Origin of the sequence: Gordonia prachuapensis, from assembly GCF_036350515.1 — a bacterium.
GTDB lineage: Bacteria > Actinomycetota > Actinomycetes > Mycobacteriales > Mycobacteriaceae > Gordonia > Gordonia prachuapensis.
Genome location: NZ_JAZDUE010000018.1, coordinates 50,346 through 69,992 on the forward strand (window position 1 = coordinate 50,346; position 19,647 = coordinate 69,992).

The following is a 19,647-nucleotide window of genomic DNA, read 5'->3' on the forward strand; positions in this document are numbered from 1 at the left end:
CTTCCGCCCTCGACGCTACCGGGGTGCCGACCACGGGCGCCAGCATTCCGACCATCCCCCGCAGTTCACGCCATGGCGCGGCCGCCGGTGTTCGCTAGTCTCTGATGGTGTGGTTCGGTGCGCACCTGCCGCTGATCGGCCATGACCGGACGGAGTCCACGTCGCTGGAGCGCTTCGTCGATGCCGCGCGCGATCTCGGTTTCTCCGCGCTCGGTGCGAACGACCATGTGGTGTTCTCCGAGCCCTGGCTGGACGGAATGGTCGCATTGTCGAGCGTGGTCGAACGCAGTGCAGACCTGACGTTGGTGACGACGGTCGCCCTGCCCGTGATCCGCGGACCCGCGATGACCGCGAAAGCTGCCGTCGCACTCGACATCCTGTCCGAGGGACGGCTCGTCCTGGGCGTGGGTCCGGGCTCCTCCTCCGCCGACTACGCCTCGGCCGGAATCCCTTTCGACCAACGATGGCCACGGTTCGACGAATCGGTGCGGGTGCTGCGCAGAGCACTCACCGACCCACCGGGCCCACATGCCGGGCGCTTCTACGACGTGCCGGTCCTGGAGCCGGCGCCGGCACGGACGATCCCGATCTGGGTCGGCAGTTGGGGATCAGCGGCCGGACTGCGGCGGGCTGTCGCGCTCGGCGACGGTTGGCTGGCCTCGGCCTACAACACCAGTCCGCAGAAGATCGCGTCGGGACGTGACCGTATCCGAGACACGTTGCGCACCGCCGGACGAGACGACACCACGTTCCCGACCGTCATCGCGACGATGTGGACCTACATCACCGACTCCGCAGCGGAAGCGGCGGCACGCGTGGATGAACTGGCGCGGATGCTTCGTCGAGACCCGACCGTGCTCGGCGACCACCTCCTCATCGGACCGGCGGAAGTGTGCGCCGCCAGGCTGGCCCGCTACGCCGACGTGGGTGTCGCCGGTGTCTTCATCTGGCCCGTGGACGATCCCGTCGACCAACTGCGACACTTCGGCACGTCGGTGGCTCCGCTCGTCGGCTGAGGGGTTCGCGGCGACGCGCCGACATCACGCACCCGATGCTCGCCGTCCGTATCGCTGATACCGTGCGTGTACTGCGGTTTCATCCGTTTCCCGGAGTGGATCGTGCGGGTACGGCGTCGCCGCTGCAACCGGTCAGGTGGTGCAGAGAGGGTGCACGCGCGGGTTCTAGGGAAGGTGGCGCGTGTCGCTGACTGAGCGCATCGACAGATTCCAGACCCGCTATCCCAAGAGCGGCTACCCGCTCGCGGTGGCGTACAAGTTCTTCGACGATCAGGGCGGCTACCTCGCCGCCCTGATCACCTACTACGGGTTCGTGTCACTCTTTCCGCTCCTACTGGTGTTCACCTCTGTGCTCGGCTTCGTGCTGGAGGACAATCCCGATCTCCAGGAACGCATCGTCGACTCCGCCATGTCCCAGATCCCCGTCGTCGGTGACCAGCTGACCGGATCGGGACAACTCAGCGGCAGCGTGACCGCCGTGACGATCGGCCTGGTGAGTGCCATCTACGGCGCCCTGGGAGTCTCCGTGGCCATCCAGAACGCGATGAACGTCGTGTGGGCCGTCCCGCGCAACGAGCGACCGAATCCGATTCAGGTCCGGGTCAAAGGGGCCATGTTGCTGTCCACCGTGGGGATGGCGGTCATCGGCCTCACCGTGCTCAATGGTGTCACCGCAGCGATCGACCTCGGAGGCGAAGGACGAGTCCTCGCGATCGTCGGCTCGCTGGCGCTCTACAGCGCGGTGTTCGTCGTGGGTTTCCGTTTCGGCACCGCCCGCCCCCTGGGCATCTGGGACGTCTTGCCCGGCGCCTTGGCGGCAGCCATCGGCTGGCAGGTGTTGCAGACGTTCGGCAGCGTCTTCGTCCAGCGCGTGATCGCCAATGCCGGCGCCTCCTACGGTGTGTTTGCCGTTGTGCTGGGCCTGCTCGCTTTCCTCTACGTCGCGGCAGTGATGGTCGTGGTGTGCCTCGAGGCCAATGCGGTGCGGGTCGAGAACCTGTATCCGAGGTCGTTGCTGACGCCGTTCACCGACAACGTCGTGCTCATGCCGGGCGACGAGGCCGCGTACTCGGCTCAAGCACGAGCGCAGCGGCACAAGGGCTTTCAGGAGATCGACGTGACCTTCGACAACCCGGCAGGCAGTTCGCACGACCCGGAACTCGTCGGCGACGACAACGGCGACGACGAGACGTCACGAGAGTAGGACCACAGCCCCGTCTCCGGAGCCGGTGCTCAGGTGGCGACGGCCAGGTCGGGCAGTCCCAATGCGGCACGAACCGTGCGTACGACCCCGTTCTCCTCATTCGACGGCGCGAGATACCGGGCGGCCGCACGGATGGCCGGGTGGGCGTTCGCCACCGCATACGACCACTCGGCGGTGTCGAGCATCGCCAAGTCGTTGAGGTAATCGCCGAACACCATCGTCTGGGCGGGTGTGATCGCGAGTCGTTCCTGCACGGCGCGGACAGCGCCCGCCTTGTCGACGCCGGGCGCCATGACGTCGAGCCAGTTGCGGCCGGATACCACGACCTCCATGGCGCCACCGAGGGATGCGATGGCGGGGGCGGTGACGTCTTCGATGTTGCCGAAGTCGAAGACGGCGATCTTGACCAGTTCGCGATCCACGTGGGAGAGATCGTGCACGATCTGGTGCGAGTGATAGTAGGGCTGGAACTGCTCCAGAAAAGGTGGGTCGGCACGATCCACGAACGCGACATCGGGCGCGCACAACACGATTCCCACGTCCGACACACGGGTGGCAGCCAGCTCGCGCGCACGGCCGAGCACGGCCGCGACGGCTCGGTCGTCGATCGGGGTCACCCGTAGCGTCTCGTCGTCGCGGGCCACCACCGCGCCGTTCTCGGCGATCACGACCAGTCCGGGCACCGCATGGCCGAGCTGATCCAGAAGTGTCGCCGCCTGACGGCCACTTGCCGGGCTGAACACGATTCCGCGTTCCTCGAGTTCGTCGAGCAATGGCCACAGGGACTCCGGAATGCGTTTGCCGGGGTCGAGGAGCGTGCCGTCCATGTCACTGACGACGAGTCGCACGTCGGACGGCACTGGCGGCAGCGGGGTACTCATCGTCGACCATCATCCCAGATCGACGCCGGGACCGGGCGCGCGTGCTGTGCGATGCTGGGGCTGTGACGGAATCGGACGACATCGGTGGCGTGCGGCATGGCGTTGTTCACGGGTTCGAGGCGATCGTTGTGGAGACTCCGGCCGCCACCGCGGCGGTGTCGCTTTTCGCCGGGCAGATCCTGTCCTTCGTACCCGCCGGCCACGAGGAAGTGCTGTGGGTGTCTCCGCTCGTCGCGGCTCCACCGACCCCGATCCGCGGGGGAATACCCGTGTGCTGGCCTTACTTCGCACGCGAAGGCCAGAGCGACGACGTGCCGTCGCACGGGTATGCCCGCACCGCGCGATGGGCCCTGACCGGGTCCCGCGCAAGCGAGAACGGCGACACCCAGCTGGAACTCGTGCCCGAAGGCCTTGATCATCTCGACCTGACCGTCCACATGACGGTGCAGGTGGGCGCCACGCTGACCCAGGGACTGCACACCCACAATCCAACCCCCGATCCGATCACCATGACGGAGGCGTTCCACAACTACTTTCGGGTGTCCGACGTCGACGAGGTTCAGGTCGACGGACTCGACGGACTCGACTACATCGACAAGTTCGACGACATGGCAACCCGCACACAGCGCGGAAACTGGTCACTGCCAAAGGATTCCGGGCGTAGCGACCGCATCTACCCCGATGCCGGCGGTACCTACCGCATCGTCGACCCCGGACTGCGACGGAATGTCGAGGTGACCTCCCGCGGCGGGCGCAGCGCAGTGGTGTGGAATCCGGGAGAGGCAGCCGCGTCGGGGATGGCCGATGTGGGGTCGCATTGGCGGGACTTCGTCTGCGTGGAGGCCGCCAACGCCGGACCGAACCGAGTCGAGGTGCCTGCCGGTTCCGACCACTCACTGTGGCAGACGATCTCGGTGGCGCCACTCGGGTGACCGAATCCCGCGATTCGCGGCGACTCACCTCGCGCAGTGGACCCGAGGACGTAGCATGTCGCCGGTGAGCGAACACAGGATCTCCGTCGACATCGACGAAGCAGGCGTAGCGACTGTCACCCTCGACCGCGCGGAGAAACACAATGCACTGGACGGCGCGATGTTCGACGCGCTGCTGGACGTCACCGGCAGGCTCAAGACCGACGGTCGGATCCGGGCCGTCGTCGTCCACGGGGCGGGCAAGAGCTTCTGCTCCGGACTCGACATCTCGAGCCTCGGACAGGGTGGTGGCGCCGAGTCGCTCCTCGACCGTGAGGACGGACACCGCGCCAACCGGGCGCAGCGCGTGTCGGTGGACTGGGCGGCAGTCCCGGCACCGGTGATCGCCGCAATCACCGGCAACTGCTTCGGTGGCGGACTGCAGATCGCCCTCGGCGCCGACATCCGCTACGCGGCACCCGACGCCCGGCTGTCGATCATGGAGGTCAAGTGGGGGCTGGTGCCCGACATGGGTATCACCCAGACGCTCCCCCGTCTCGTCCCTGTGGACGTCGCGAAGGAACTGACGTTCACCGGCCGCATCGTGAGTGGTCAGGAAGCGCAGGCGTTGGGACTCGTCACCCGCGCAGTCGAGGATCCTCTCGCCGCAGCACTGGAACTCGCGCGCGAGATCGCCCGCAAATCACCACACGCCGTCCGCGCCGCCAAGCGCCTCTACGACGAGACCTGGACGGGTGCGGACGCGTCCACGGCGTTGATGCTCGAGAGCGAACTGCAGGTCGGGCTGATGGGTTCGGCAAACCAACTCGAGGCCGTCCACGCGGGACTTGCCAAGCGGGAGCCGCGGTTCGCCGATCCCGAGTGACCCCGGGCCGGCACGGAAGAGATCCGTTGCCGACTCGGGGACGCGCTCAGCGCGCGGCGAAGGTCGCCACGCCGGGCAGCGACGGCTGGCCCGCATTCGGGTATGCCGCCGACCCGGTCACCTGAATCGTGGCCACAACCTGGCCGGCGCCGGTGTTCGCGGTGGCGACGACCGGTGTCGGGTTCAGGTAGTAGGGGCAGGGCTTGACCATCACGGCGCCCGACTGACCGGTGGTGACGTTGAGGTAGCTGATGCGCACCAACGAACCGGCAGCGCTGCTACTGCAGATCGACCGAGGTGCCGGCGCCGAGAAAGCAGTCAGGCCGGGCCGGTTGGTCGGCGCCGCGACGACGTTCGCGAAGTAGGGGCCGGGTACCACGAGTCCGCTGGTCGCCAGGGCTGTCGCGGGAATCTGAAAGACGGTGTGCGGTGGAGCCGCCTGGGCAGTCCCGGCCCCGACGGTCGCCGACGCTGCAGCGGCGGCCAATCCGAGTGATACAGCGCATCGTTTGAGGGCCTTGCGCATGGTGCTCCGATCTCATGTGGAGGGATGTCGGTGTCGTTCACATGTTGATAGATACATACCGCAGGGTGTGCTCTGCGTTACACATTTCGGTGAGTTGTCCGGTGAACGGGGGACGACGTCGATCGGCAGCACATCCCCTCGGACAGCTGCGGGGGGGGGGCCCCCCACCGGTGACACCCATCGGTGTCACCGCCCCGCAGGAGTCAGTCAGAACGATGCGTCGTCGGCATAGCCGGTGTCGGTCGGCCCTCCGGGGGCCTCGAGATTGTCCGGTCCACCGTAGACATAACTGATCTCGTCGGTGGTGCCGTCCCCGTCGTGGTCGGTCAGAACGGTGTCGGGAATGGTGTCCCCGTCGACGTCGAGGACCGTGGAGTCCAGGGTGCCGTCGTTGTCGGTGTCGATGAGAACCTCATCGGGGGTGCCGTCGAGGTCGACATCGGTGCTGACGCTGGTCACCTCGCCCTCTGCGTCCAGGGTCGCCACGCGGTGCAGGTCGCCGTCCTCGGTGTATTGGGCTGCGAGATCAGGGATCCCGTCGTCGTCGGTGTCGACCTCGGCGATCACCGTGCCGTTGTCGCCCGCGTACATCGCGGTCTCGAAGGTGCCGTTGTGGTCGGTGTCCGCCTCCACCAGGATGGCGTTGCCGTCGCTGTCGAGATATGCGGTGATCGGGGTGCCGTCCACGTCGCCGCGCGCAACATCGGCGTCGCCGTCACGATCGACGTCGACGGTCGAGTCGATCGTCACATCGCCCTCGGCGGCAGGGGCTCCGGGACCCGCGGGGTCGGTCGACTCGGGTCGGGCCGCACCGGCTGCCGCGGCCGGCTCACCGGGCGCGGCATCGGTGGTGCGCTCGTCGGTGTTCGGCGCGTGCGCCGATGCAGGCGGCGCCGACTCGGACTCGGTCGACAGTCCGGACTCTGGCGACGGTGCGGACTCGGCGGTCGGTGTCGGCGAGGACTCGGGCTCGGACTCTGGCGACGGTGCACTTTCCGGTCCGGGGGCACTGGCCTCCTCCGGCGCCGGCGCCGGCGCAGGATTTGCGCCCGGCCCGGTGACCGTGCCGTCGGGGCTGACCGTGACCGGTCCGTCGGGACCGCCCTCGACGGTCACCGAGCCGTCGTCGGCGACATGGCCGGTGTACTCGTTGCCGTGCTCATCGCGCATGTGCACGGTGTCCGGCTGCCCGTCGCCGTCGCTGTCGGTGACGGCTTCGGTGGTCAGGTCGGGGCTGGTGGGATCAGACATCGGGTCGGCCTTTCAGTTCGGTCCACGGACTATCCATCGGTGGCTCATTGCGCTGTCGGAGGTAGGACGGCCGGTGCGGGCCGGAATGTTCCCGCAATCCACAGATGAGTCCGAGTGAGAAACGGGCGGGCATCTGCCGGTTACTCGAGGCGTGTATTACCCTGCACAGCGACACAAGCATCGTGAATGTGCCCGGTCGGGGAACTTTCACGCGTTCCGCTGCAACCAATCTCTGACCAGGGAACGTCTGCCGCGGAAGCACACCAGGGGGTGCACGCGCCGCTGCGTGCAGTGAGAGGGAAACACAGCCATGTCTCGATCCGTCTTGTCTCTTTCGGCTCTTCGCGTCCTCGGAGTCGTGGTCGCCGCGACTGCCGTGGCGACCGGATGTACCACCAACGGCAGTCCCCAGCCCAGTCCGTCGGCGGCCGGTGAGGCGCAGGCAGCGGTCGATCTGGCCGCGTTGGACACCGGCAGCTACCCGACCGAACCGCGAGAACCGTTCGGCCGTGCCACCGACGCCGAGATCGTTCAGGTCGAGGCCCAACGAATGGCCCAGTTCATCGTGGTGCCGTTCGAGGTGGACGGGGACCTCACCAACCAGAAGATGCCCACCCAGACCATCGCCTCGCGCAAGAACCTCACGATGATCCTCGGTCCGGAGGCCGTCGACGTGCCCGCCAACGAGTTCTTGCTCGGTGGCTACACGACGACCGCCTCCACACCGGATTCCCACCTTCGCGCGGGCACCGCACGCAGTCTCAACAACATGGTGGTGCGCTATGCGGACGCGAATCACGCGCGTGCCGCCGCCCGCCAGATGGCCGATGCGCTCGCCACCCGTGACAAGACGGAGCTGACCGGGCTGCCCGGTGAGCCGACAGCGATCGTGAAGCGATCCAGTATCGGCGGCAACGAGCAGATGCTCGCGTTCACGCCGCACAACTCGTACGTCCTGTACCAGTGGGTGGAGACCACTCCCGAACAGCAAGATCTTCTCGACCCGACGCTGCGCACGGCGTTGGGCCTCCAACGTGCCTTGATCGACCAGTTCCCCGCCACGCCGACCAAGGCCGAGGCTGCCGAACGTGGGATCACCGACTCCGTCCGACCGTACGTCGACCAGGACCGCGTGTTGATCTACGCACTGCCGATGACCGACGAGGAGCTCGAGACCGGCGGCACCTTCGGCCCCGGTCACCAGCTGCGCGCGGTGTACGGTCCGCGGGGACGGGCCCACACGAGTACCGACCCGAAGACCACGTTCACGGTGCTCACCGAGACCGGGTCTACCGCCAACGCCGTCGAACGGTCGATCGTGTATCGCGCCGCCACCCCGGACGGGGCGACAGCCATCATGGAAGCCGACGGCGGAGCCGGGGATGCCAGTACTCCCATCGACCCACCGCCCGGACTCCCCGCCGCTGCATGCACCAAGAGCATCGGCCAAGGCACCTTGTACTCCTGCCACGTGCAGGAGGGCCGCTACGTCGGATACGTGCGGTCGGACGACGTCACCGATGCCTACCAGCAGATCTCGGCACAGTACGTCATCCTGACCAAGGCCGATCAGAACGCTTGATGACAGTGCCGGGAGTCGGCGCGGGTGACACCGTCGGCTAACGCCGGGGGGTGGAGTCCCGTGACGGCGGGGCCGAGCCACCCCGGGGTTCACCACTCACCAGACGGATGATCTCGTCGCGGTCCGCTGCCGAAGGCAGTCCCATCCCCGGTGTGTAGCCGTACACCTCGTGCAACGGGGTCGCCGTCGACCTGCCCGACAGAATGTCGATCGAGTCGGTGGAGATCAGGCCGGGGTGCTCCACACCGCACGCCTGCGCCACCTTCAGCAGATCTCGGCGCAGGGTCTTGATGTAGTTGGCTGCCCGTTCGGCCTTGACCTCGGGTACCAATCCCCGTGCGAGCCAATTGTTCTGTGTGGCGACCCCGGTGGGGCACGTGTCGGTGTGGCATTTCTGGGCTTGGATACATCCGATGGCCAGCATCGCCTCACGGGCGACATTGATCATGTCGCAGCCGAGGGCGAAGGCGACGACCGCATTGTCCGGCAGTCCGAGTTTGCCGCCGCCGATGAAGGTGACCTGCTCGTGCAGGTCGCGCTCGGCGAAGATCCGATAGACCTGGGTGAATCCGAGCAGCAGCGGCAACGACACCGTGTCGGTGAAGATCAGCGGTGCCGCCCCGGTTCCCCCTTCCCCACCGTCGATCGTGACGAAGTCCGGGCCACGTCCGGTTGTCTTCATGAGATCGGTCAGCTCGTACCAGAAGTCGAGATCTCCCACGGCAGCCTTGATTCCCACCGGCAGTCCGGTCTCGGCGGCGAGCAGTTCGATCCAGTCGAGAAGACCGTCGGTGTCGGTGAACTCGGCGTGCCGCGACGGACTGACACAGTCCTGACCTTGGGGCACTCCCCGTGCGGCAGCGATCTCCGCAGAGACCTTGGCGGCGGGCAGTAGTCCGCCGAGGCTCGGTTTGGCGCCCTGACTGAGTTTGATCTCCAGAGCGCGCACCGGCGCGTGGCCGACCACCTCTTTGAGAGCGGGGAGGCTGAACCGTCCCTGGGTGTCTCGGCAACCGAAGTAGGCGGTGCCGATCTGGAAGATCAGCTCGCCGCCGTGGCGGTGATAGCGCGAGATGCCACCCTCACCCGCATTGTGCAGACAGTCGGCCAGCGCGGCGCCCCGGTTGAGCGCCTCGACCGCGTTTCCCGACAGCGAACCGAAGCTCATCGCGGAGATGTTGACAACCGACGCCGGCCGGAAGGCATCCCGCCGATCGCGCGCCGCCCCGATGACCTTGGCGCTCGGCAGGTCGACATCGTGGCCGGCGCTCGGCGTCGATGCCGGCACCGCACGACTGAAGGTTCGGTGCTTGATCACCGGATACCCGGTGGTGAACTCCAGGTCGTTGTCGGTGCCGAATCCGAAGTAGTTGTTCTCCTTCTTCGCTGACGCATAGATCCATCGGCGTTGGTCCCGCGTGAAGGGTCGTTCCTCGTCGTTGGCGGCGACGATGTACTGGCGCAACTCCGGACCGACCGATTCGAGCCAGTACCTCGCGTGACCGACCAGCGGGAAGTTGCGCAGCAGGGCGTGGCGACGCTGCGTGAGGTCGCGGACCACGACCGCAGCAGCGGCGGTGGCGGCTCCGACAGCGACGGCAGAAACCGACCGGCTCATGCATGACGGATTGCCCGCGGACCGCGGTTCGAAACGTCCACCGAGAAGGTCAGCGCTCGCCGCCGGGGGTCGCGCTCGCAGCGAGTTCGCTCAACCGGGCGAGACCTGGTTGCGCGACTTCCGAAAGGCGTTGCTGCGCCGCCCGCACCGCGGGGCTGTCGCGGAGCGTGGGTCCGATCCGCGCAGGGTTGAGCGCACAGGCGTTCGCCCAGGCCGCGATATCGGGTTCGGCGCCGAACGTCCGGGTCGCGTGGGCACTACGCGCCTGCATGTGCAGCCAGTCGCGAGGTGTGTCCGACAGCCGGTTGGGCGGGCAGAGGCGATTGCGTTCACGGTCGTCGTCGCGGGTGGCTTCCACATATCCGGCCAGCGCTGCATTGAAGCAGGGAAAGCCCGCCCGGATGGTCTGCAGGCGGATGGGCCCGTCGCCCCAGATCGGCACGAGCGGTGGGTAGCGCAGCCCGGATGCGGCGCAGTGGACGACAAGCGCTCCCGGCGGTAGGGCGACCCTCCCCCGTTGCAGGACGATCTCGCGGCGGTCGATCCGTTCGATGTGGCCCAGGCGGACAACTCGGTCGATCGTCCGGAGATGTTCGAGTTCCCAAGCGCCGAGGGTCGGTGCCTTCGCCATCGTCGGGAGCGCGGCCGGGTCGATCCGCATCATCACCCCGGACTCCTCGAGGGATTCGAACACGTCATCGACGGTTCCGGCCTGTGCGGCCGATGCCATCGTGTCGGTGGCGAGCTGAAGGGCCACCAGCGGATCAGGTTGTACCACAGCCCGATTCAACATCCAGGGTTCGCGTGGCCGAACCCAGAGGATGCGGTCGGGGTGCACGTCGCGGGCCAGCAGCCAGATGATCGCGTCGGTGGCGGTCTTTCCGGCACCGACGATGACGAAATGGTCGGGTGCCTCACGCAGTGATGCGAGTTCGTGCACCGGAATCACCGGGACCTCGTCGGCGACCGCGAACGGAGCCGGGGTCGTCGCGGGGATGGTCGGCGACAGGTAGGTGGCGTCGACGACGTTGCGTCTCACCGTGACCGGTCGGATCCTACCGGACACCCGCGATTCAACCAGGTGGTTCTCGCCGTCGAACCGGTACTCGCTGGTGCCCAGAAAGGTGACACGTCCGGAGCCCACGAAGCGGCGCCAGAGGATGTCGTCGAAGTAGGCCGCGATCTCGGGCCGGCGAGCGCGCTCCCCGAATCCTTGCTCGGGACCGGTTCGCTGAACGGTCCCGTCGCCGAGCACCGTCGAGCCGACGCCGTAGAACACCGACGCCTGGTGTAGTTGGACGAATGGATACGCATCCAGCCAGTGACCACCCGCGGTTGGCCGACGGTCCACGAGCGTCACGTGGACGTCGGCGTGGTCGATCAGGGTGTCGGTGAATGCCATGCCCATCGCGCCCGCGCCCACGACGAGATAGTCGGTGGTCAGCGGGTCGGACGCCATGATTCGCTCTTCTGTCGAAAGAGCGGATGACATGGGTCGAATGGTATCCGCACCTCGCGCGCGTTGGGCCGCACTTGACCTTGTCATCGTGACAAGCTGTTCCATGGTCGGTGAGGAGGTGATCGTCATGACCGACAACGATCACAACAGGACACTGATCGATGCCCTCGGGGCCGACGATGCGTCGCAGCGGCTGCGGGCCGCGCTCGCCGCGGGAACCGCCGCGGACGAGCGGCTTGTCCCGGTGCTCATCGAGAGGTGTGGCACGGAACCGGATTTCTTCGTGCGCGACATGTTGACCTGGGCGTTGTGCCGGGCGTCTGCCGACATCACCGTGCCTGCCCTGCTCACCGAGCTGGAGTCGGCCCAGCCACAGGCCCGCAGCCAGGCGCTGCACACGCTGTCCAAGATCGGGGAACGACGAGCGTTCTCGCGCGTGGCGATGTCGATCCATGACCCCGACGACGATGTGGCACGTGCCGCATGGCGTGCTGCGGTGGCTCTCGTCGATCCCGCCGACGCATCGGATCTGGCGGCCGACCTCGCCGCGGAGTTCGGCCGCGGTGATGCGCAGGTGCAGCTCAGTCTGGCACGCGCGATGGTCGAGCTCGGTGAGTCGGCCCATCCGGTGGTGGACGCATATGTGCGCCACGCGGATCCCCGGGTCCGGGCACACGCGGCTGCCACCGAGAGGTTGTTGGGCGATCCGGATGCCGCGTTCGATCTCTCGGTCGAGATGGCGCGTCGTGCCTCGGTCGGTGTCGATGTGTGAGTGCGGCCGATGCTGATCGGTGAGGTGGCCCGACGGTGCGGCGTCAGTGCCCGCATGCTGCGGCACTACGACCGGCTCGGGTTGGTGACGCCCACCGGCCGGACATCCGGCGGATACCGGGAATATTCGGCGGACGACGTTCGGAGGCTCTTCCATGTGGAGAGTCTCCGAACGCTCGGGCTGTCCCTCGAGGAGGTCGCCGAAGCCCTCGCGCAACCACAGTTCTCGCCCGATGCGCTGGTGACCGAGGTGATCCGGCGGACGCGTGAGCGCATTGCATCCGAGCAGGAGCTGCTGCGCCGTCTCGAGTGGGTGGAGCATGCCGCGCCGGCGGACTGGACCGACGTCGTCCGGGTGGTCACGCAGGCCCGCGCGTTGGAATCCGAGTCGGGAGCGCGCCGGCAACAGGCGGTGCTCTCCCCGACCAGTGGCACCAGCCCGGCGATCGAGGAACTCGTGAGAGCGGTGCTGTCGGAGGATGATCCGAATGTCGCCGGCGCCTTGCGCTGGGCGATCACACGGGCCGGAGGTCAGGGATTGTCGGGTCTCGCACGGGGGCTCGTCGACGACGACGTCGCGATCCGCCGTCGCGCGCTTGCCGCGATCGTCGCCGTCGACCATCCGGATGTGGTGGCGCTGCTGCGGCGAGCGCTCGATGACCCCGATGACGAGGTGAGTGACCGATCGGCGGTGGCACTCGCGCACACCGCTGAGGTGGACGCGATCACCCGGCTGGTGGCGATGGTGGTCGACGGGCGCCGCGACGTCGAGGCCGCCGAGGCCCTCGGCCGGTTGGCCGAGCAGACCTCGGCGGACATCGTCGCGACGCTGCAGGAGCAGTACGACATGACCCCTGATCCCGCAGCACGACTACGCATCACCCAGGCGCTCGCCGAGATCCCGGTCCCGCGGGCCGACCCCATGCTGAGCCGGCTGCTCGCGGACACCGACCCGACTGTGGCCGCGACGGCCGGGGTCATCCTCGACGGGCGACCAACGTCGACCTGACGCGTCGTGCGCGGGTCAACGGGCCACCAGCCCGTCGATCTGGTTGATCGATTCGGACGCACCTTCCTCGACGCCCATCTCCAGCACCTTCTGCAGACCTTCGGCGGTCTCGTAGATGCTCACATAGGTCGCGATCGTGCGGCCGCCTTCCTCGCGGAAGCTGTAGGTGTTTGTTGACACCGGTAGCGACTCAACAGGTTTGAAGTCCTCGTCGGCGAAACCGTCACGGAAGGTGAACTCGTTCGGCTCGTCGACGGTGTCCACCTCCCAGTATCCGGCGTACTTCTCTCCCTCGGGTCCGGTCATGTAGTAGGTGACCCGGCCGCCGGGCTTGAGGCTGTGTTCGACCACGGTCGCGGGAAACGTCGGCGGGCCCCAGACCTTCTCGAGCTGGCGCGGATCCGCGTACACCTGCCAGATCCGGTCGACCGGGGCGGCGAACTCGGCGGCGATGGTGATGGTGCGGGCGTCGATGTCGTGGGAAACATTGGTGACAGGCATGGCTCAGTCCTCTGGTGACGGTTCGGTTGCTATAAGTTCGTCGATACGTGCGATGCGGCCGCGCCAGACCTGCTCGAACTCCGCCAGCAGATCCGATACCGCTTGCACCGCGGCCACGTCGCCCGAGGCCAACTGCTCACGGCCACTACGCCTCTTGATCAGCAGGCCGGCTCGTTCGAGCACGGCGACGTGCTTCTGCACCGCGGCAAAGCTCATCTCGTACTTCGCCGCGAGCACCGAGACCGAATGCTCACCGGCAAGCACACGACGCAGGATGTCGCGCCGCGTGCGGTCGGAGAGCGCGTGGAAGAGGGCGTCTGCTCTGTCCTCGTCCGCGTCGGCCACACCTTAAACATACAACCAATCGGTTGTATGTCAATACTTTCGTGTCGGTGGAGCGAAAAACGTCTGCCGGGCCGGAGGACGAATCCTCTGGCCCGGCAGACGGTGTGGTGTCAGGACCCCGGTATGCGGGGAGTTTTCCGAACGTCAGGACATGGCAGCCTGTGCCCCGCGGTCCGACCAGTTGGAGCTGCTCTCGATCGCGCCGATGATGCGGGGACGGAGTTCGGCGGCCTGGATCACCGCATCCACCGAGCCGACCTCGACCGCACGCCGGATGCTGTGCACCGAGTCGAACTCGGCGGCGATCTCACTGATCTTCTCGGCGCGGACGGACTGGCGGACGTCGGCCAGCTCGGCATTGAGCGCAGACCGGTCGGTGCCCGAGGCCCCCGCGGCGCGGGTCTCCAGTTCCCGGACCCTTGGGTCTCCGCCCACGCGCTTGGCGACCTCACCGGCGAAGACGACCGCCGCGGCCGGTGCACCACCGAGCACGGAGGCGAACGATCCGTCGATCGCGAGCACCGTCATGTTGGGGTTCAGCGCCTTGGAGAACACCACGAACGCCCCGCCGTGGTAGCGAGAGATCACGCAGAACACGATGGGCCCGCGGAAGTTGACGATGGCGCGGCCGATCTCCGCGCCGTACTCCAACTGCAGTTTGCGCATCGATTCGGGTGAACCGTCGAACCCGGACAGGTTCGCGAGCACCACCAGCGGGCGGTTGCCGCTGGCCACGTTGATCGCGCGCGCCGCCTTCTTCGACGACTGCGGGAAAAGCGTTCCCGCGGTGTAGGTGTCCGGACCGTCTGTCGGCTTGTAGCCACGACGCGCGACCTCGCGCGACTCGATACCCAGCAGGCAGACCGGGATACCGCCGAGATGGACGTCGCAGACGACGGCCGTCTCCGCGTCGGCCATGCCTGCCCACCGCTCGAGCACCGTGTGGTCCTGGTCGGCCAGCGCACGCATCACCGTGCGGATGTCGAAGGGCTTCTTTCGATCCGGGTTGCTCGCCGAGGAGAAGATGTCGCCCACGGTGCTGAAGTCGCTGCCCGCCAACACGTGCGGGAAATCGGAGACGTCTCGGTCGGAGGGATCGCTGGTCGCGGCCCGACGCGGGGACTGCTCCCCCGGCGCCACATACGTGTGGTCGTAGTGCGACATCAGGACATCACGCGCCGCGCCGAGATTCGGTGCCCAGTACTGCGCTTGGCCGTTGGGGCCCATCACGCGGTCGTAGCCGCCGATGCCGAAGTTGTCCTCGGCGGACACTCCGCCGGAGAAGTCCAGCGACTGCTTACCGGTCAGAACCATCGCGGAATCGGGCGTCATCACGAGGATGCCCTTGGTGTGCATCAGCATCGTTGCCTCGGCGTTCCAGTACGGCTGCGCGCCGACGTTGATGCCGGCCACGACGATGTTGATCTCACCACCTGCCTGCGTGTACTCGACCACGCGTTTCAGTGCCCTGGCCACCCAGTCCATGTTCTCCGTACCGGAGTCCATCGAGATCCGGGCACCCGACGAGAGCGCGTACCACTCGAGCGGCACCTGCATCTGCTCGGCGAGGTCGAGGGCGGCGATCACCCGCGCGCACTCGGGTTCCGACAGCGCACCGAGGGACTTGGTCGGGTCACCGAGCAGCACGACCCGCGTCAGGCCTTCCGGGTACTTCTCGGTCGGAGTGGTCACCACGCCGGCGACCATCGCCGCCGTGTTGCGGCCACGGGCTCGGTTCACCGGCACCAGACGCTGTTCCGCGTCGAGGTCGTACTCGGAGAACTCGCCGAGTAGCGCGGCCAGCTCGTACGGGTACACGGTGTTGCGGCGGGCGGCGCGGAGCACCTTCTGCCGGTACTCGTCGACGGGTTCGATGGGCTCGTCGGACGGTTCGCCCACGGCGACGTCGAAGCCGCCCGTGGCGTTGACCGAGAAGCGCACCGCGACCTTGGTCAGCTCGCGGCTGCCGGGTTCGCGTCGCCGCGCGATGAGCAGGACCTCCTCGAGGCCCACGCCGGTCGCTGCGCCCCGGAAGTAGTCGGCGATGGTGTTGAGGTCGTCGTCGAGGGCATCGATCGGTGGCCACACGTACATGACGATGCGGTTGGTCGACGACGTCCGGTTCGAGCTGCGCTGCGCGCGACGGATCGAATCGACACACGACGCCAGCGTTGTCTCCGCGGTCGGCAGGGTGAGCAGCCGGCCGTCGTGCTCACGCATCGCGCTGAGGTCGCGGACCTGTGCGAACGCGATGAGCCGCTCGTCGGACGGATTCTCCTTGGCGACACAACGGAAGAGGTAGACCTCCTCGTCGTCGGACGACGGCAGCTGGGTGAGGTCGAACTTGCGCAGTCGTTCCATCTGCATGCGCTGGGCGATGTAGGGATGCAATCCGCGGATCAGACGTTCCTCGGACATACCCGTCGCCGACGGTCGGAACGTGAAGTGATTGTGCATGCGCGCGTCACCGCTGCCGGCAACGGTCACGGTGATCCGGTGCACCTGTCCGGGCATCGACGTCGCGGTGATGATCTCGTGCAGTTTGCCGGCCATCGCATCGAAGTCCGCGGGCTGCTGCTCCCAGCTGAGGTAGATGTCCGCATCCACCGATGCGGTCTCCTGCGCGAGTTCGGCGAGTCCGCCCATGGTTGCGGGCAGATCGTCGAAGCTCACCGCGGCCGACACCAGGTTCGCGCCGCTGCGTTCGGCGACGACGAAGCTCGCGCCGCCGGCGGGCTGGATGCGGATGTCGCTGAGCCCCTTGTTCCCGTAGTAGCGGCGGGTCAGCACCTCCAGCATCACCGAGTTGTCGAGGTTGCCGCGCACGATGCGTTGACCGAGCAGACGCACCAGCGGTTCGGTACTGCGGACCATCTCCGCGATCCGGTCGGAACGGTCGGACGCGTCGGGAGTCTCGTCGAGGTAGCGCAGCTGCTTGCGAACGTTGTTGTAGACGCGGGCGCGGTCACGCCGCAACAGGGGCTGGCCGTACCAGGCGTAGATGACGCCGCGTGCGAGGTCGGCGATGGCCGGGAAACGGACCTGGGTCGCGGCCACCAGGCGGTCGAGGGAGCTGCCGACGATGTCGCGCAGCTCCTCCCGCGGTGTCGGCTCGCGCAACCACTCGCGCAGCAGCGTGCTGATCACGCTGACCGAGTCGACCGGATTCTGCAGGGCCAAGAAGATCCGGAAGACGGCCGCTTCCAGCTCGGGGCTGCGGTCCAGGTCGGCAACGCCGTAGTGGCCGAGCGCACGACCCAGCTGCGTGTGGAAGGTCTCGGGAAGACCGTCCCGCTCGACATCGAGGCTCTGCAGGTACGTGTGGAAGTTCTCGCGGGCACTGTGCACGTGCTCGACCCCGAGGACCTCCCCCGACGGCCGGTTCTGGCTGAGCTCGGCGATGTCGGCGAACACGGTGATCAATTCCAGCTCGTCGGCGAGCGGTCGGCGTCCACTCTCGAGAGCGGCGTGCCGCACGGCGAGGTAGTCGTCGAGCAGGCGGGTGCGGTCGTGCAGATCCACGTCATAGCCCAGGAGTTGGCTGCGCAGATCCTCCTGGGTCCGGGTGGTGCGCTCGTGCGCCTCCACATCGGTCCGCTCGGCAGGCAACTCGAGGTCGACGGTCTCCGCCACCTCCTCGGTGGCGTCGGCGTCCGCGTCGTCGGCGAGGGGTTCCAGCCGCAACAACGGTGCACCCGTCTCGACCTGCGTGCCGACCGATACCGAGCACTCCTTCAGACGAGAGCGGACCGGGGCTCGCAGCACCGTCTCCATCTTCATGCTCTCCAGGACGAGGACGGGTGCTCCGGCCTCGACCTCGGCGCCCACCTCGAGCGGTGTCGCGACGACCAGCGCGGGTGCCGGCGACCGCAGCACGCCGCCTTCGTCGCGGCTCACGCGATGCGTCACGCCGTCGACGTCGACGAGGTGGATCGGCCCGTGGGTGTCGGTGACCAGGCGGTAGCGGACGTGGTTGACCACCATCTGCGCGCTGTGGGTGTCGAACCGTTCGAGGTCGACGTCGGCGGTGTGGGTCTCGGCACCGGCTTCGATGGCTACGCGGAAGCGGTGCGCGCCGATACGGGCCACGCGGACCCGGTAGCCCGCACCGCGGAGCTTGAGATCGAGTGGGCGGCCACTCTGGTGCTGGACCTGCGGGCGACCACCGGATGCGGTGGACAGCAGCCGCTGCCGTTCGACGTGCTCCTCTTCCTCGTAGGCGTCGATGGCGGCGGCGGCCAGGGCGATCGCGGAATGCCGATTGGCGACGAGACCACCCTCGGCGCGGACGCGGTCGATCCAGCCGGTGTCGGCGCTGCCGTCGATGACCTCGGGCCTGCTCAGCAGTTCCAGGACGAAGCTCTTGTTGGTGGCGCCGCCGGCGATGATCACCCGCGTCTCACGCATCGCGCGGCGCAGTCGGCCGAGTGCCTCGTCGCGGTCGCGGCCGTAGGCGATGATCTTGGCGATCATCGAATCGAAGTCGGCCGGGATGGTGTCGCCCTCGCTGACACCCGTGTCGACCCGGATGCCGGGTCCGGCGGGCAGTTCCAGGAGCGCGATTCGGCCCGGTGCCGGGGCGAAGTCGCGGTCGGGGTCCTCGGCGTTGAGGCGGGCCTCGATGGCGTGGCCACGTTCCTGTGGCGGCTCACCTTCGAGTCGGCCGCCGGCTGCGACGTGCAGCTGCGCGCGTACCAGGTCGAATCCGGTCGTGGTCTCGGTGATGGGGTGCTCGACCTGCAGGCGGGTGTTGACCTCGAGGAAGGCCAAGAGGTTTTCACCGGGGTGGTACAGGAACTCCACGGTGGCCGCGCCCCGGTAACCCACCGCGACGGCAAGACGTTCGGCAGATGCCTTCAGGTTGGCGACCTGATCGGCCGGAAGAACCGGCGACGCCGACTCTTCGATGATCTTCTGGTTGCGGCGCTGCACCGAGCAATCGCGCACACCCAATGCCCACGCGGTGCCCTGACCGTCGGCGATCACCTGCACCTCGACGTGACGTGCCCCCGTGACCAGACGTTCCAGGAAGACCACGCCGCTGCCGAAGGCGCGCTCGGCCTCGTCGCGCGTGCGGGTGTAGGCGTCGCGCAGATCGGCGTCGCTCGCGACCTTCCGGATACCTCGACCACCACCGCCTGCGGTCGCCTTGAGCATCAGCGGGTAGCCGATCTCGGCCGCCGCGGCCACGGCCTCGTCGAGGGTGTCGACCCCGCCGCGGCTCCACGCGGCCACCGGGACCCCGACCTCCTCGGCGATCAGTTTCGCGCCGATCTTGTCACCGAGTTTGCGCATGGCCTCCGGCGACGGACCCACGAAGGTGACGCCGATGCGTTCACAGAGTTCGGCGAACAGCGGATCCTCGGCGACGAAGCCCCACCCCACCCAGGCGGCCTCGGCGCCGGTCTCGAGCAGTGCGCGCTCGAGGACCTTGAGGTTCAGGTAGGGACGGGACGCGGCCGGCCCCAGGTCGTAGGTGATGTCGGCCGCGCGGACGAACGTGGCGTTACGGTCGACGTCGGTGTGCAGCGCGATCACCTCGATCGGCCGTCCCGTCTCGGCGGACAGGTCCCGGACGGCGTGGATGAGTCGCATCGCGGACTCGCCTCGGTTCACGATGGCAATGCGTGTGAACATCACCGACTCCCTTCTCGTTGTCATGCTCGCCGGTGGGCGCATAGAGGTCG

At 67.6% G+C, this 19,647-nt stretch carries 15 protein-coding genes; 7 read left to right on the top strand and 8 right to left on the bottom strand.

Going from position 1 to position 19,647, the window contains the following annotated elements; translation table 11 throughout:
* Nucleotides 1–104: 104 nt before the first annotated feature.
* Together V1Y59_RS19570 and V1Y59_RS19575 are read left to right on the top strand one after the other, a co-directional pair.
* A complete protein-coding gene (locus V1Y59_RS19570; RefSeq protein ID WP_330506720.1) occupies nt 105–1,016 on the top strand; it encodes an LLM class flavin-dependent oxidoreductase in 912 nt (303 codons plus the stop codon).
* A gap of 181 nt (nt 1,017–1,197) precedes the next feature.
* Nucleotides 1,198–2,220: a YihY/virulence factor BrkB family protein gene (locus V1Y59_RS19575; protein ID WP_330506721.1), complete on the top strand. Its 1,023-nt coding sequence runs from the start codon at nt 1,198–1,200 to the stop codon at nt 2,218–2,220.
* A 29-nt stretch (nt 2,221–2,249) separates the two neighbouring features.
* On the opposite strand, the gene V1Y59_RS19580 is transcribed toward V1Y59_RS19575, so the two are convergent.
* Nucleotides 2,250–3,101 carry a Cof-type HAD-IIB family hydrolase gene (locus tag V1Y59_RS19580; RefSeq protein WP_330506722.1) on the bottom strand — a complete coding sequence of 284 codons (852 nt, stop codon included), beginning with the start codon at nt 3,099–3,101 and terminating at the stop codon, nt 2,250–2,252.
* 62 nt (nt 3,102–3,163) lie between these two features.
* On the opposite strand from V1Y59_RS19580, the gene V1Y59_RS19585 reads away from it, so the two are divergent.
* Together V1Y59_RS19585 and V1Y59_RS19590 are read left to right on the top strand one after the other, a co-directional pair.
* The gene (locus V1Y59_RS19585) at nt 3,164–4,033 is read left to right on the top strand and encodes a D-hexose-6-phosphate mutarotase (protein WP_330506723.1); all 870 of its coding nucleotides are present in this window, start codon (nt 3,164–3,166) and stop codon (nt 4,031–4,033) included.
* Between the two features lie 64 nt (nt 4,034–4,097).
* A complete protein-coding gene (locus V1Y59_RS19590; protein ID WP_330506724.1) occupies nt 4,098–4,898 on the top strand; it encodes a crotonase/enoyl-CoA hydratase family protein in 801 nt (266 codons plus the stop codon).
* A 46-nt stretch (nt 4,899–4,944) separates the two neighbouring features.
* Here V1Y59_RS19590 and V1Y59_RS19595 read toward each other — a convergent pair whose 3' ends face one another.
* Both V1Y59_RS19595 and V1Y59_RS19600 read right to left on the bottom strand, forming a co-directional pair.
* Nucleotides 4,945–5,424, bottom strand: coding sequence for a hypothetical protein (locus V1Y59_RS19595; protein WP_330506725.1), 480 nt, complete (start codon nt 5,422–5,424; stop codon nt 4,945–4,947).
* Between the two features lie 207 nt (nt 5,425–5,631).
* The gene (locus V1Y59_RS19600; protein WP_330506726.1) at nt 5,632–6,675 is read right to left on the bottom strand and encodes a hypothetical protein; all 1,044 of its coding nucleotides are present in this window, start codon (nt 6,673–6,675) and stop codon (nt 5,632–5,634) included.
* 310 nt (nt 6,676–6,985) lie between these two features.
* Here V1Y59_RS19600 and V1Y59_RS19605 point away from each other — a divergent pair, with 310 nt between their 5' ends.
* Complete coding sequence (locus tag V1Y59_RS19605; protein ID WP_330506727.1) at nt 6,986–8,257, top strand: DUF7373 family lipoprotein; 1,272 nt, start codon at nt 6,986–6,988, stop codon at nt 8,255–8,257.
* Nucleotides 8,258–8,294: 37 nt separating this feature from the next.
* Here V1Y59_RS19605 and V1Y59_RS19610 read toward each other — a convergent pair whose 3' ends face one another.
* Nucleotides 8,295–9,875 (bottom strand): FMN-binding glutamate synthase family protein, encoded by a 1,581-nt coding sequence (locus V1Y59_RS19610; RefSeq protein ID WP_330506728.1) that lies wholly within the window; start codon nt 9,873–9,875, stop codon nt 8,295–8,297.
* A gap of 49 nt (nt 9,876–9,924) precedes the next feature.
* The gene (locus V1Y59_RS19615; RefSeq protein WP_330506729.1) at nt 9,925–11,367 is read right to left on the bottom strand and encodes an NAD(P)-binding protein; all 1,443 of its coding nucleotides are present in this window, start codon (nt 11,365–11,367) and stop codon (nt 9,925–9,927) included.
* Nucleotides 11,368–11,461: 94 nt separating this feature from the next.
* On the opposite strand from V1Y59_RS19615, the gene V1Y59_RS19620 reads away from it, so the two are divergent.
* Nucleotides 11,462–12,106: a HEAT repeat domain-containing protein gene (locus V1Y59_RS19620; RefSeq protein ID WP_330506730.1), complete on the top strand. Its 645-nt coding sequence runs from the start codon at nt 11,462–11,464 to the stop codon at nt 12,104–12,106.
* Between the two features lie 9 nt (nt 12,107–12,115).
* The gene (locus V1Y59_RS19625) at nt 12,116–13,114 is read left to right on the top strand and encodes a MerR family transcriptional regulator (protein ID WP_330506731.1); all 999 of its coding nucleotides are present in this window, start codon (nt 12,116–12,118) and stop codon (nt 13,112–13,114) included.
* A gap of 15 nt (nt 13,115–13,129) precedes the next feature.
* On the opposite strand, the gene V1Y59_RS19630 is transcribed toward V1Y59_RS19625, so the two are convergent.
* The 3 genes from V1Y59_RS19630 to V1Y59_RS19640 form a co-directional block, all read right to left on the bottom strand.
* Nucleotides 13,130–13,615: an SRPBCC family protein gene (locus V1Y59_RS19630; RefSeq protein WP_330506732.1), complete on the bottom strand. Its 486-nt coding sequence runs from the start codon at nt 13,613–13,615 to the stop codon at nt 13,130–13,132.
* 3 nt (nt 13,616–13,618) lie between these two features.
* Complete coding sequence (locus tag V1Y59_RS19635; protein ID WP_330431887.1) at nt 13,619–13,960, bottom strand: ArsR/SmtB family transcription factor; 342 nt, start codon at nt 13,958–13,960, stop codon at nt 13,619–13,621.
* Nucleotides 13,961–14,104: 144 nt separating this feature from the next.
* On the bottom strand, nt 14,105–19,597 hold the full coding sequence (locus tag V1Y59_RS19640) for an ATP-binding protein (RefSeq protein ID WP_330506733.1): 5,493 nt from the start codon (nt 19,595–19,597) through the stop codon (nt 14,105–14,107).
* Nucleotides 19,598–19,647 lie beyond the last annotated feature (50 nt).

Coding starts and splice junctions, on each gene's coding strand:
- V1Y59_RS19570 (WP_330506720.1), top strand. CDS start 105: ATGGTGTGGTTCGGTGCGCACCTGCCGCTGATCGGCCATGACCGGACG.
- V1Y59_RS19605 (WP_330506727.1), top strand. CDS start 6,986: ATGTCTCGATCCGTCTTGTCTCTTTCGGCTCTTCGCGTCCTCGGAGTC.
- V1Y59_RS19620 (WP_330506730.1), top strand. CDS start 11,462: ATGACCGACAACGATCACAACAGGACACTGATCGATGCCCTCGGGGCC.
- V1Y59_RS19610 (WP_330506728.1), bottom strand. CDS start 9,875: ATGAGCCGGTCGGTTTCTGCCGTCGCTGTCGGAGCCGCCACCGCCGCT.
- V1Y59_RS19615 (WP_330506729.1), bottom strand. CDS start 11,367: ATGTCATCCGCTCTTTCGACAGAAGAGCGAATCATGGCGTCCGACCCG.
- V1Y59_RS19625 (WP_330506731.1), top strand. CDS start 12,116: ATGCTGATCGGTGAGGTGGCCCGACGGTGCGGCGTCAGTGCCCGCATG.
- V1Y59_RS19640 (WP_330506733.1), bottom strand. CDS start 19,597: ATGTTCACACGCATTGCCATCGTGAACCGAGGCGAGTCCGCGATGCGA.
- V1Y59_RS19600 (WP_330506726.1), bottom strand. CDS start 6,675: ATGTCTGATCCCACCAGCCCCGACCTGACCACCGAAGCCGTCACCGAC.
- V1Y59_RS19580 (WP_330506722.1), bottom strand. CDS start 3,101: ATGAGTACCCCGCTGCCGCCAGTGCCGTCCGACGTGCGACTCGTCGTC.
- V1Y59_RS19630 (WP_330506732.1), bottom strand. CDS start 13,615: ATGCCTGTCACCAATGTTTCCCACGACATCGACGCCCGCACCATCACC.
- V1Y59_RS19595 (WP_330506725.1), bottom strand. CDS start 5,424: ATGCGCAAGGCCCTCAAACGATGCGCTGTATCACTCGGATTGGCCGCC.